The sequence below is a fragment of the Kitasatospora sp. NPDC033851 genome (genome assembly GCF_055576085.1).
On record NZ_JBVIRL010000013.1, the window covers coordinates 38,251 to 50,623 of the forward strand.

Here is a 12,373-nt window from a genome sequence, read left to right on the forward strand (position 1 = left end):
CGCTTTCCGCCGTGCCGGGGGCACACACGGCGCACGCTGCTGTGCGTGGACATCTGGACGCATCAGTCGGTGGAGTACGTCAGCGTGGCCGGGGAGGCCTGGCTCGCCTCCGCCAGTGAGTACCCGCGCAGCATGCGCGCCCTCTGGGAGACCCGCCCGTGGGCGCCCTCGGTGCTGCCCTGCGGGCGCGCCTTCGACGTGATCAGCATGCCGGCGCTGTTCGGCCGCCGGGTGCTGGACGAACTGTGGGCCTCCGGCCCGGGCTGCGGCCCGGTCGCGGCCTACCGGGGGCGGACCCTGCTGTTCGTCCAGCCGGGCGCGGCACCCCGGCTGCGCCGGCTGCTGGCCTGGGAGGAGTGGGCGCGGGACGTGCCGCCGCTGCTGTGCCACGGCAAGGGCGACGCGGTGACCGTGCCGCCACTGCAGCGCATGGTGAACAGCCCGGACTCCCCCGGCCAGGGCGTCGGCCGGTGGATCGTCGCCCCGGAGGACCGGGAACCCTGGCTGCCCGGCGCCTCGGTGGTGCTGTGGGCCTGCGTCCGGGCGGCGCGCGAGCCGGGCGTACCGGTGCCCGCCGGGGCGGCCGTCGTGACCGGCGGGTGAACACGGAGCGACCGGTATTCGATTTTGGCTCGGCCGCACGGCGCTGCTACAGTCTTCTCTGTCAGCAGGCGCCGCTAGCTCAGTTGGTTAGAGCAGCTGACTCTTAATCAGCGGGTCCGGGGTTCGAGTCCCTGGCGGCGCACCGACAGCCGGAAGGCCCCTTGCGAAAGCGAGGGGCCTTCCGGCATTTCCGGCCTCGGGAGAAACGGACCGGACCGGGCCGCCCGCCGGAGCGGACGGCCCGGCCGGGGCTCAGCGGCCGCGCAGCGCGCGGTAGCGGGCGACCAGCTCGGCGGTGGAGCTGTCCAGCTGCTCGGCGCCCTCGCCGGTGAGCAGCACCGGCTCGATCCGCTTGGCGAGCACCTTGCCCAGCTCGACGCCCCACTGGTCGAAGGAGTCGATGTTCCAGATCGCGCCCTGGACGAACACCTTGTGCTCGTAGAGCGCGACCAGCTGGCCGAGCACCGACGGGGTCAGCTCGCCGGCCAGGATCGTGGTGGTCGGGTGGTTGCCCTTGAAGGTCTTGTGCGGGACGAGTTCGGCGGGCACGCCCTCGGCCGCGACCTCCTCCGGGGTCTTGCCGAAGGCCAGCGCCTGGGTCTGGGCGAAGAAGTTGGCCAGCAGCAGGTCGTGCTGGGCGACCAGGCCCGGGAGCAGGTCGGCGACGGGCTCGGCGAAGCCGATGAAGTCGGCGGGGATCACCTTGGTGCCCTGGTGCAGCAGCTGGTAGTAGGCGTGCTGGCCGTTGGTGCCGGGGGTGCCCCAGACCACCGGGCCGGTCTGCCAGTCCACCGGGGTGCCGTCGCGGGTCACCGACTTGCCGTTGGACTCCATGTCCAGCTGCTGCAGGTAGGCGGTGAACTTGGACAGGTAGTGCGAGTACGGCAGCACCGCGTGCGCCTGGGCGTCGAAGAACGCGCCGTACCAGACGCCCAGCAGGCCGAGCAGCAGCGGGACGTTCTCCTCCGCGGGGGCGGTGCGGAAGTGCTCGTCGACGAGGTGGAAGCCGTCCAGCATCTCGCGGAAGGCGTCCGGGCCGATGGCGATCATCAGCGAGAGGCCGATCGCCGAGTCGTAGGAGTAGCGGCCGCCGACCCAGTCCCAGAACTCGAACATGTTGGCGGTGTCGATGCCGAAGTCCTGCACGCCCTGGGCGTTGGTGGACAGCGCGACGAAGTGCTTGGCCACCGCCTCGGTGCCGGCGCCCAGGCCGTCGAGCAGCCAGTCGCGGGCGGAGACCGCGTTGGTGATGGTCTCGATGGTGGTGAAGGTCTTGGAGGCGACGATGAACAGCGTCTCGGCCGGGTCGAGGTCGCGGACCGCCTCGTGCAGGTCGGCGCCGTCCACGTTGGAGACGAAGCGGACGTCGAGGTCGCGCTGCGTGAAGGAGCGGAGCACCTCGTAGGCCATCGCGGGGCCGAGGTCGGAGCCGCCGATGCCGATGTTGACGACGGCGCGGATCCGCTTGCCGGTGTGGCCCTTCCACTCGCCGCTGCGCACCCGCTCGGCGAAGGCGGCCATCCTGTCGAGGACGGCGTGCACGGCGGGCACCACGTTCTCGCCGTCGACCTCGATCACGGCCTCGCGCGGGGCGCGCAGCGCGGTGTGCAGGACGGCGCGGTGCTCGGTGTTGTTGATCTTCTCGCCGCGGAACATCGCGTCCCGCAGCTCGGCGACGCCGGTGGCGGCGGCGAGTTCGCGCAGCAGCTCCAGCGTCTCGTCGGTGACCAGGTGCTTGGCGTAGTCCACGTGCAGGTCGCCGACCCGCAGGGTCAGGCGGCGGCCGCGCTCCGGGTCGGCGGCGAACAGCTCGCGCAGGTGGGTGTCGCCCAGCTCGGCCCGGTGCTTGGCCAGGGCGGCCCACTGGGGGGTGCGGTCCAGCGGGGTGCGGGCGTCGGCGCGGGTCTCCGACATCGGTGGGTCCTCGATTCATCTGGGTGCAGAAACCGGCAGGGCCAGGCGTGAGGGTGCTTCGCGAGGTCGTGCGGGTACTGGTGGTGCGCCGACTCCGTTGACGGCCTGCCCGGGTTCAGCCTATGCAACCCCGGGGGCGGTCGCGCACATTCCGCCCCGCCACGGCGGACAGCCCGTCACTTCCGTTCCGAGCGCAGGTCGAGCCCGCGCAGCACCCGGTCGACCAGCTCCGGATCGGCGCCGAGCTCGCTGCGGGCGGCGAGCATCTCGCGGCGGGAGGCGGCGATCATCTCCTGCTCGACGTCCCGGGCGGCCCGCCACTGGGACAGCCGCAGCTTGGCCTCGGCGGCCTCCTCCTCGGCGTAGTTCTCCGGGCAGAGCCGGGCCAGCCGGTCGTGCTGACGGTCCCGCAGCCGGTCGGCGACCTCGGCCGGCAGCCGGTCCTGCTCCTCCAGCTCGACCAGTCGGCTGAGCCCGGCCTTGGCGGCCCGCCACCAGAGCTGCCGGACGGCCTGCTCGTGCGCGTCCTGGTCGATGTCCAGCCGGAGCCGCTTGGCCAGCCACGGCAGGGTCAGGCCCTGCACCAGCAGGGTGAAGAGCACCACGCTGAAGGCGATGAAGACCAGTCGGCCGCGCTCGGGGAAGTCCGCGCCGGAGTGCAGGGTGAGCGGGATGGCGAGCGCCAGGGCGACGGTGGCCACGCCGCGCATGCCGGACCACCAGAGGACCACGCTCTCCTTCCAGCTGAACGGGGTGTCCTCGTCCTCGCCGCTGCGCAGCTTCCGGGACACCCAGCCGGCTGGCAGCAGCCAGAGCAGCCGGACCACCACGACGACGCCGATCACGACGGCGGCGTCGCCGAGGAAGCCGGTCCAGCCCCGGCCGGCCTCCTTGAGCACGGTGGCCAGTTCCAGGCCGATCAGGCCGAAGGCGACGCCGGTGATCAGGATCTCGACCACCTCCCAGAAGGCGTTGCCGACCAGCCGGTAGGAGACGGCGTCGGCGTCGGAGGCCCGCTCGGCGAGGTAGAGCGCGCAGACCACGACGGCGAGCACGCCGGAGCCGTGGATCTCCTCGGCGATAGTGTAGGCGGCGAAGGGCACCAGCAGGTTGAGCGCGACCTGCTGGGTCGGGTCGTCCAGGCGCTCGGCGAGCTTGGCGTTGACCCAGCCGAGGGCGACGCCGACAACCACGGCCAGCACCGCGGACAGGACGAAGCGCAGCACCGCGTGGCCGACCGAGAAGTCGCCGCTGACCACGGCCTCGATGGCCAGCGAGTAGATGACGATCGCGGTGACGTCGTTGAACAGGCCCTCGCTCTCCAGGATCGACACCAGGCGGCGGGGCAGGCCGACACTGCCGGCGACCGCGACGGCGGCGACCGGGTCGGGCGGGGAGACCAGCGCGCCGACCGCGATCGCGGCGGCCAGCGGCAGGGTGGGCAGCAGCCAGTGCACCGTGCCGGCCACGGCGGCCGTGGTGACCACCACCAGGGCGACGGCCAGCAGCAGGATCGAGCGGACGTTGGCCTTGAAGTAGCGCACCGAGGAGCGCCGGGCGACCGCGAAGATCAGCGGCGGCAGGACCAGCGGGAGGATCAGCTCGGGCTCGATGGTGACGTCCGGGATCTGCGGGACGAGCGCCATGACGATGCCGAGCAGGGTCATCAGGACCGGCTGCGGCACGCCCGTCCTGCGTCCGAGCGGCATGGTGACCACGGAGGCGAGCAGCACCAGGAAGAACAGGGGCAGCTGGCCCACGGGGAGGTTCCTCTCGACGACGGACGGCTGAGCGCCGCCCAGGATAAATCTGACAATGCGCCCATCAGTGAAGACGCGCCGAATAACGGCTTGACCTCAAGCGGACTTCAGGTCCGAGAATCAGTTCAGATTCGATGATCAGTTCGGTTCGAGGATCGGTTCAGGTTCGACGTTCGGTCCAGGTTCGACGTTCGGTTCAGGGGCGGGGAGCAGACATGAAGGCAGTCACCGTGACGCGGTCCGGCGGTCCGGAGGTCCTGCGGGTGGGCGAGGTGCCCGATCCGCAGCCCGGCCCGGGCGAGGTGCGGGTACGGGTGTACGCGGCCGGGGTGCAGCCGGTGGACCTGGCGATCCGGGAGGGGTTCCGGCCGCCGGGGCTGGCGGTCGAGCCGCCGTTCGTCCTCGGCAACGAGTTCGCCGGGGTGGTGGACCGGCTGGGGCCGGACGGCGGGGACTGGAAGGTCGGCGACGAGGTGCTGGGCTTCCGGGTGCTGGACAGCCACGCCGAGCTGGTCACGGTGGACGCGGCCCAGCTGGTGGCCAAGCCGGCCGGGATGCCCTGGGAGCTGGCCGGCTCGCTCTCCGCCTCCGGCCAGACCGCGCACGCGGCGCTCACCCTGCTCGGGGTCGGCCCCGGCGACACCCTCCTGGTGCACGGTGCCACGGGCGGGGTCGGCACGGTGGCCGTCCAGCTGGCCCAGGCCTGGGGGGCGACCGTGGTCGGCACCGCGAGCGAGCGCAACCACGCCTACCTGCGCGAACTGGGCGCGATCCCGGTCGCGTACGGGGAGGGGCTGGTCGAGCGGGTCCGGGCGGCGGCGCCGCAGGGGGTGACCGTCGCCTTCGACGCCGCCGGGCGGGGCGCGCTGGAGGCCTCCGTCGAGCTGGTCGCCGACCGGGACCGGATCGGCACCGTGGTCGACTACCCGGGCGCCCAGCGGCTGGGCGTGCGGCAGCTGCGGGCTCCGCGCACGGCCGAGCGACTGGCCGAGCTGGTCCGGCTGTGGGAGGCGGGCGGACTGCGGCTGGAGATCGCCGAGACCCTCCCCCTGGAGCGGGCCGGCGAGGCCCACCGGATGGTCGGCACCGGGCACGTCCGGGGCAAGGTGGTGCTGACCATGTGAGGCCCGGGCCGAGGACTCCGGGCCCGCCGTGGCACCCTCCGGGCCGATTGTGTGTTTCGGCCGCTGACCAGGTAATGTCTCCCACGTCAGCAGGCGCCGCTAGCTCAGTTGGTTAGAGCAGCTGACTCTTAATCAGCGGGTCCGGGGTTCGAGTCCCTGGCGGCGCACAGACAACCGGAAGGCCCCTTGCGAAAGCGAGGGGCCTTCCGGCACTTCGGGCTGTGTACGGCCGGGATCGCGCCATGGGATCGGGCCGCGGGATCCGGCCACGGGATCCGGCCGGCACGTCAGCCGCGCACCGGGGGGAAGGCGTGGCGGCGGGCGCCGACGGCCACGGCGAGGGCGGGGAGCATCAGCGCGAGGACCGCCCACGGCAGGGCGCCGGTGCCGAGGCCGCTCAGGACCAGGCCGCCGACCACTCCGCCGGCCGCCATCGCGATGTTCCACAGGGTCACCAGCATGGCCTGGGCGGCGTCGGCCTGCTCCCCGCCCGCGTCGCCGAGGGCGGTCTGCAGCAGGGTCGGGGCACCGCCCCAGCCCAGGCCCCAGAGCAGCGCCGCGAGGTACACCAGCGGCGCGCTGCCGGACCACACCGCGAGGGCGCCCGCCGTCACCGCGACCAGCAGCGCGCCGCCGATCGTCAACTGCCGCAGCCGACGGTGGATGTGGGCACCCGTGAGCCAGATGCTCGCCATCGAGGCCAGGCCGAAGACCAGCAGCACGGTGCCGGTGGCGCCGCCGAGGCCGGCCCCGTCGAGGAAGGGCGCGATGTAGGTGAACAGGATGGTGTGCGCGAGCACGTAGAGCACCGTCATGGTGAGCACCGGCAGCACGCCGGGCACGGTGAGCGCGTGCCGGACCGGGGCACGCTCGCCGTCCGGCTGCCCGGGCTGCTCGGGCAGCATCGCCGTGATCCAGCCGACCACGCCGACCGCCAGTGCCGTCATGGCCAGGAACGGCACCCACCAGGCGAACATCCGGCCGAGGAAGGTGCCGACCGGCACCCCGAGCGACAGCGCCACCGGCACCCCCGCCATCGCGACGGCCATCGCCCGGCCCTGCTGCTCGACCGGCACCAGCCGGCGGGCGTACCCGGCCAGCAGCGCCCAGGCGAGGCCGGCCGCGACGCCCGCGAGGAAGCGGGCGGCCAGGGTGAGCGGGTAGTTGCCGGAGACCGCCGTCACCGTGTTGGCCACCGCGAAGCCGCCCATCGCGGTGAGCAGCAGCCGCTTGCGGCCCCAGCCGGCGGTGGCCGCGGTGAGCGGGATCGCGGTGACGGCGGAGCCGATCGCGTAGACAGTGACGGTCTGCCCGGCGGCCGACTCGCTGACGCCGAGGGACTCGCTCATGCCGGGCAGCACCCCGGCGGGCAGGTTCTCGGTGAGCGCGGTGACGAAGACGGCGGTGGCCAGGGCGAGCAGGGAGGGGAGCGGGAAGGGCTTGCGGAGTACCGGAGTCGGGAGCTGTGTGGTCGCCATGGGGACCATGGTTGGACCTCACACCGGTGTCAGGTGCAAGCGTGGTCCCCGTCGGCGTGCGGACCCGCTCCGTGCGCCCCCGGCGGCCCGTCCCGGTTGCCGGGTGTGACACCCCGTCGAAGGATGGAGGGGTGACCCCGCCCGGCTACCTCCGCCACCCCCACCTGCACGGCGGCCTGCTCACCTTCACCGCCGAGGACGACGTCTGGATCGCCCCGCTGGACACCGGCGGCGCCGTCACCGGCCGGGCCTGGCGGGTCACCTGCGACCGTACCCGGGTCAGCCACCCCCGCTTCTCCCCCGACGGCACCACCCTCGCCTGGACCAGCTGGCTGAGCCTCACCCCCGAGGTGTGGACCGCCCCGGTCGACGGCGGCGAGGCCCGCCGGCTCAGCTTCTGGGGCAGCCAGGACACCCGGGTGCGCGGCTGGCTGCCAAACGGCGAGGTGCTCGCCGTCACCTCCTTCCACGAGCCCTTCGGCCACTACACCTGGGCGCACGCCCTGCCCCCGGACGGTTCCCCCGGCCGGCGTATGCCCTGGGGCCCGGTCGGCGACGCCCAGATGAGCCGTGAGCGGACCGTCCTGCTCACCGGCGCCGCCCCGCACGAGCCCGCCGCCTGGAAGCGCTACCGGGGCGGCGCCGTCGGCCGGCTCTGGGCGGACGGCGAGCGGATCCTCCCCGACCACACCGGGCACCTCGCCGCCCCGATGCCGGTCGCCGGGCCCCTCGGCGACCGGGTGGCCTTCATCTCCGACCACGAGGGCATCGGCAACCTCTACTCCTGCCGCCCGGACGGCACCGACCTGCGCCGGCACACCGACCACGCCTCCTACTACGCCCGCGAAGCCGCCACCGACGGCACCCGGATCGTCTACCAGCACGCCGGCGACCTCTGGCTGCTGGACGGCCTGGACGCCCCCGCCCCGCGCCGGCTGGACGTCCCGCTCGGCGGCGCCCGGGTCGGCCGCCGCCCGTACCAGGTCGGCGCCGCGTCGCAGGTCAAGGACCTCGCCTGCGACCAGGGCGGCCGGGCCGGGGTGATCACCGTGCGCGGCAGCCAGTACTGGCTCACCCACAAGGACGGCCCGGCCCGCGCGCTCGCCGATACCCCGGGAGTGCGGACCCGGCTGCCGGTGCTGCTCGGGCACACCGGCGAGGCGGCCTGGGTCACCGACGCGGAAGGCGCCGACGCGATCGAGGTGATGCCGCTGCCCGGGCACGAGGGGACCCCCGGGTCCGGCAGCGGGGACAAGCACCGCCACCGGATCCTCGCCGCCGGCCGGCTCGGCCGCGTCCTGGAGCTCACCGCCTCCCCCGACGGCAGCCGCCTCGCCGCCGCCGCCTCGGACGGGCGGCTGCTGCTGGTCTCCGCCGCCGACGGCGAGGTGCGCGAGCTCGCCGCCTCCGAGTACGGGCCGGTCTCCAGCGCCCGGTTCTCCCCCGACTCGCACTGGATCGCCTGGTCCCAGCCGGTCGCCGGGCGCTCGCTGCGCCGGATCCGGCTCACCCGCACCGAGGCGCCCGCGTCGATCACCGAGGTCACCGACGGCCGCTTCGAGGACGAGCAGCCGGTGTTCACCCGGGACGGCCGATACCTGGCCTTCCTGTCCTGGCGCGGCTTCGACCCGGTCCACGACGTGCACACCGGCGACCTCTCCTTTCCCGTCGGCTGCCGCCCGTACCTCGTCCCGCTCACTGCCGACACGCCCTCGCCGTTCACCGCGCCGGTCGAGGACGGCGCCCCGCGCGGGGACGGCGGCGGCGACGGCACCGTCCGGGTCGAGCCCGAAGGCATCGCCGAACGGCTGCTGCAGTTCCCGGTGATCGCCTCCAAGTACTCGGCCACCGACGCGGTGCGCGGCGGCCTGGTCTGGCTGCGCTGGCCGATCGCCGGCACCCTCGGGCAGACCTTCGCCAGCCCGGAGGACACCTCGGGCCGCCCCTCGCTGGAGCACTTCGATCTGGCCCGGGGCACCCGCAGCACGCTGGTGGACAAGCTGGACGGCTACGCGGTCTCCGGCGACGGCGGTTCGATCGCCGTCTACTCGGCCGGCACGCTCCGGGTGATCCCGGTCGCCGCCCCCTCCGCCGGCACCAGCGTGGACCTGCGCCGGATCACCCACACCGTCCACCCGGCCGCCGAGTGGCGCCAGGCCTACCACGAGGCCGCCCGGATCGTCCGGGACCAGTTCTGGGACGAGCGGATGTCCGGCCTGGACTGGCCCGCCCTGGTCGCCCAGTACGAGCCGCTGCTGGAACGCGTCTGCTCACCCGACGACTTCGCCGACCTGCTGCGCGAACTCCTCGGCGAACTGGGCACCTCGCACGCCTACGTCACCCCGTCCCGGCGCGCCGAAGGGCCCTCGCTCGCCCAGCAGCCGCTCGGCCTGCTCGGCGCCACCGCCCACCGGGCCCCCGACGGGCGCTGGCTGGTCGACCGGGTGCTGGCCGGCGAGTCCTCCGACCCGCGCGCCCGCGCCCCGCTGGCCGCCCAGGGCGTCCGGGACGGCGACGAACTGCTCTCCGTCGGCGGACGCCCGGTGGACCCGGTGCGCGGACCGCTGCCGCTGCTGGCCGGCACCGGCGGCACCACCGTGGAACTGGCCCTGCGCAGCGGCCCGGACGGCCCGGTGCGGCGGATCGCCGTCACCCCGCTGACCGACGAACGGCCCATCCGCTACCAGGACTGGGTGTCCAAACGCCGTTCCCTGGTCCGGGAGTTCAGCGACGGGCGGTGCGGCTACCTGCACATCCCGGACCTCGGCGGCTCCGGCTGGGCACAGTTCAACCGGGACCTGCGGCGCGAACTGGACAAGCCCGCACTGGTACTGGACGTGCGCGGCAACGCCGGCGGCAACGTCTCCGAACTGGTCCTGGAGAAGCTCACCCGGCACGTCCTGGCCTGGGACTTCACCCGGGACCGCCAACCGGTCCGCTGGCCCCGGCACGCACTGCGCGGCCCGCTGGTGGCCCTCGCCGACGAGGCGACCAGCTCGGACGGGGACGTGATCATCGCGGCGATCAAGCTGCTCGGGCTCGGCCCGGTGGTCGGCAACCGCACCTGGGGCGGAGTGGTCGGCATGTCCGGACGGCACACCCTCGGCGACGGCACCCAGATCTCGGTGCCGAAGAACGCCTCCTGGTTCGGCGGCGGCCTCGGCTGGACGGTGGAGAACCGGGGCGTCGAGCCCGACGTGCACGTGCTGCGCACCCCGCGGGACTGGGCCCGGGGACGCCACCCCGAACTGGTCGCCGCCGTCCAACTGGCCCTGGAGCTGCTGGAGGACGCGCCCGCCGCGGCGCCCCCGCCGGAGTCCACGCCCCGGCCGGACCTGCGGCGCCCCCCGCTGCCGCCGCGGGAGCGGTGACACGGGGGGCCGCTGGACGTGGGGGCCACGACCGGTGGCGAGTCAGTCCCAGGGATCGCCCTCGGCCGTCATGTTCTCGGCGGCGCGCCGGTCGGCCTCCTCCTGGGAGAGCCGGTCCCGGGTGAGCCGGTCCTGGGTCTCGCGGGTGCGCTCGACCTCGTCGCCGAACGCGTCGACGGCCTCGTCGTGGGCGAGGGCGGCCCGCTGGGAGGCGTCCGGCCCGCCGGCCTCGTGCGGCGCGCGGTGGAACAACCTGTCGAAGATGCCCATGGCTCCTCCTCCGGAGGGAATGACGGAATGCCGGGCTGCCCCCACTCTCACACCGGGTGCGAACGGGCGCACCTCGGGCCGGGAGCAGCGGCGGCCGGGTGGACGGGTCGGGGGCAGGGCGCCGCGCGGGTTGAGCCTTTGGTCCCGGGTGGACGCGCCCAACGGCCGTAGCCGGGTGGCGCCGACCGGGCGCAGGGTGGAGCCGTCGGCCGAACTGACGCCACCGTCTTGAGCCCGCTGTGACCGTCGTACCTTCCGGAAGCCACGCCCGGCGCACCGCCGAGGACCCGCACGACGGACCGCGCCGGCGGGTCGGCCCGCTCGCCGCACCGGACGGGCGGCTGCCCGGCGCCCACGACCTGCTGCTGATGCACGGCGCGGTGCAGCTGACCGAGTACGCGGCCTCGCCGTGCACCCTGACCCTGCTGACGCCGTACGGGCCCCGGGAGGTCCGCGATCCGTGGTTCCCGCGCGGCCCGTTCGGCTGAGCCTGCCTGCTACGCCCAGCGTGCGTCGCTGATCCGGGTGGGGACGGTGCCGAGCCACCAGGTGGGGTCGGCGGTGCCGTCGGTGGTGCGGCCGTCGTCGTGGACGTAGTGGCGCACGTCGCGGCCCGGCTCGGCGAACTCCCCGTTCAGGGCGCGCTCGACCCACTCGGCGCCGAACCGGAACACCTCGGCGGCGGTGCCGCCCAGCGGGTGGAACTCGTTCTCGTAGACGCGGATCTCCTTGGGGGCGCGGACCCGCTCGTAGTTGGCCAGCGCCTCCTCCAGCACGGTGAGTTCGTCGAACTCGCCGATGCCGTAGAGGACCGGGCAGGTGATCTCCCGGACGAGGTCGCCCAACGGCATGCGGGCGACCAGGTCGCGGTCGAAGGCGTCCTCGTCGCTGTAGCCGGCCATGAACATGTAGTTGTTCTTGAAGGTGGGCTGGGCGCGCTCGAAGATGGTGGTGAAGTCGCCGGTGACGGCTTCGAAGGCGGCCAGCGCGGCGAGGCGGCGGTCGGTGGCCGCGGCGCGGGAGCCCCAGTAGCCGCTCATCGAGATGCCGAACATGCCGATCCGGGCCGCGTCGACCTCCGGCAGCGAGGCCAGGTGGTCGATGTAACGGCTGATGGCACGCTCGTAGTTGGTCAGGTCGACGGTCAGCCCGTTCGCCCGGCTCTCGCCCTGGCCGGGGCCCTCGATGGACAGGGCCACGATGCCGCGCGAGGTGTAGTACCGCTCGGCCGCGTGGATGTAGTCCTCCTTGATCATGTCCATCCCCGGGCCGAGGATCACCGCGGGGGCGTTCCTGACGTCTCCGGCCGGCAGGTGGAGGAGGGCGAAGATCTGCTTGCCCTCGAAGTCGAGGACGACGCGGCGCACCCGGTTGCCGCGCAGCGCGCCCAGGCGCTCGACGCAGTGGTTGGCGCGCTCGCGGAAGGCGAGCTTGCGCGGGTCGGTGGCGTCGAAGACGGAGTACTGGGCGCGGCCCCACATCACCGAGGCGCGCACGTAGAGGTCGGCGGCGGTCTGCGCGAAGCCGCCGCGCTCGTGGTGGGCGGCGCGCTCCTCGGCCTGGCCGGCGATGGTGGCCCACGCCTTGGGCAGCATCACGCCGCTCCGGACCAGGTCGAAGACCTTGTCGAAGTCGGTGTGGTCGTGGCCCAGTTGCTCCAGGGTGCCCTTCGCCTGGGGGTGCAGGGCGTCGAAGCCGCCCTGGGCGAGGGCGATGTCCAGGGCCCAGCTCTGGCCGGTGGATCGTGCGGTCATGACAGGTGTCCTCTCTCGACGGGGTACCCGACCCCGCTCCGCAATGCCTAGCTAAGTACTTATCTATTAAGTACTTAGGCTAAACTCCTGTCAACTCGC

Annotated in this window: 9 protein-coding genes and 2 tRNA genes; 6 read left to right on the forward strand and 5 right to left on the reverse strand. The window is 73.7% G+C overall.

What is annotated here, in order from left to right:
* Positions 1–45 precede the first annotated feature (45 nt).
* Both ACZ51D_RS23820 and ACZ51D_RS23825 read left to right on the forward strand, forming a co-directional pair.
* Positions 46–603 carry a bifunctional DNA primase/polymerase gene (locus tag ACZ51D_RS23820; RefSeq protein ID WP_465663477.1) on the forward strand — a complete coding sequence of 186 codons (558 nt, stop codon included), beginning with the start codon at positions 46–48 and terminating at the stop codon, positions 601–603.
* 68 nt (positions 604–671) lie between these two features.
* Positions 672–745, forward strand: a tRNA-Lys gene (locus ACZ51D_RS23825).
* Positions 746–855: 110 nt separating this feature from the next.
* Here the strand turns inward: ACZ51D_RS23825 and pgi are convergent.
* Entirely contained in the window at positions 856–2,517 is a 1,662-nt protein-coding gene (gene pgi, locus ACZ51D_RS23830; RefSeq protein ID WP_465620553.1) for a glucose-6-phosphate isomerase, read from the reverse strand.
* A 176-nt stretch (positions 2,518–2,693) separates the two neighbouring features.
* Positions 2,694–4,277: a Na+/H+ antiporter gene (locus ACZ51D_RS23835; protein WP_465620552.1), complete on the reverse strand. Its 1,584-nt coding sequence runs from the start codon at positions 4,275–4,277 to the stop codon at positions 2,694–2,696.
* 215 nt (positions 4,278–4,492) lie between these two features.
* On the opposite strand from ACZ51D_RS23835, the gene ACZ51D_RS23840 reads away from it, so the two are divergent.
* Together ACZ51D_RS23840 and ACZ51D_RS23845 are read left to right on the forward strand one after the other, a co-directional pair.
* Entirely contained in the window at positions 4,493–5,401 is a 909-nt protein-coding gene (locus tag ACZ51D_RS23840) for an NADP-dependent oxidoreductase (RefSeq protein ID WP_465620550.1), read from the forward strand.
* A gap of 93 nt (positions 5,402–5,494) precedes the next feature.
* Positions 5,495–5,568 (forward strand) — tRNA-Lys (locus ACZ51D_RS23845).
* A 120-nt stretch (positions 5,569–5,688) separates the two neighbouring features.
* Here the strand turns inward: ACZ51D_RS23845 and ACZ51D_RS23850 are convergent.
* Positions 5,689–6,888, reverse strand: a complete 1,200-nt coding sequence (locus ACZ51D_RS23850; protein WP_465663478.1) for an MFS transporter — start codon at positions 6,886–6,888, stop codon at positions 5,689–5,691.
* Positions 6,889–7,010: 122 nt separating this feature from the next.
* On the opposite strand from ACZ51D_RS23850, the gene ACZ51D_RS23855 reads away from it, so the two are divergent.
* Positions 7,011–10,250 (forward strand): S41 family peptidase, encoded by a 3,240-nt coding sequence (locus ACZ51D_RS23855; RefSeq protein WP_465663479.1) that lies wholly within the window; start codon positions 7,011–7,013, stop codon positions 10,248–10,250.
* Between the two features lie 42 nt (positions 10,251–10,292).
* On the opposite strand, the gene ACZ51D_RS23860 is transcribed toward ACZ51D_RS23855, so the two are convergent.
* Entirely contained in the window at positions 10,293–10,520 is a 228-nt protein-coding gene (locus tag ACZ51D_RS23860) for a hypothetical protein (protein WP_465620544.1), read from the reverse strand.
* A gap of 239 nt (positions 10,521–10,759) precedes the next feature.
* Here ACZ51D_RS23860 and ACZ51D_RS23865 point away from each other — a divergent pair, with 239 nt between their 5' ends.
* Positions 10,760–11,008 carry a hypothetical protein gene (locus ACZ51D_RS23865; protein WP_465620542.1) on the forward strand — a complete coding sequence of 83 codons (249 nt, stop codon included), beginning with the start codon at positions 10,760–10,762 and terminating at the stop codon, positions 11,006–11,008.
* Positions 11,009–11,017: 9 nt separating this feature from the next.
* On the opposite strand, the gene ACZ51D_RS23870 is transcribed toward ACZ51D_RS23865, so the two are convergent.
* Entirely contained in the window at positions 11,018–12,274 is a 1,257-nt protein-coding gene (locus tag ACZ51D_RS23870; RefSeq protein ID WP_465663480.1) for an alpha/beta hydrolase, read from the reverse strand.
* Between the last annotated feature and the right edge of the window lie 99 nt (positions 12,275–12,373).

Excerpts from the sequence above, each read along its gene's own strand:
- ACZ51D_RS23840 (WP_465620550.1), top strand. The coding sequence starts at position 4,493 with ATGAAGGCAGTCACCGTGACGCGGTCCGGCGGTCCGGAGGTCCTGCGG.
- ACZ51D_RS23860 (WP_465620544.1), bottom strand. The coding sequence starts at position 10,520 with ATGGGCATCTTCGACAGGTTGTTCCACCGCGCGCCGCACGAGGCCGGC.
- pgi (WP_465620553.1), bottom strand. The coding sequence starts at position 2,517 with ATGTCGGAGACCCGCGCCGACGCCCGCACCCCGCTGGACCGCACCCCC.
- ACZ51D_RS23850 (WP_465663478.1), bottom strand. The coding sequence starts at position 6,888 with ATGGTCCCCATGGCGACCACACAGCTCCCGACTCCGGTACTCCGCAAG.
- ACZ51D_RS23870 (WP_465663480.1), bottom strand. The coding sequence starts at position 12,274 with ATGACCGCACGATCCACCGGCCAGAGCTGGGCCCTGGACATCGCCCTC.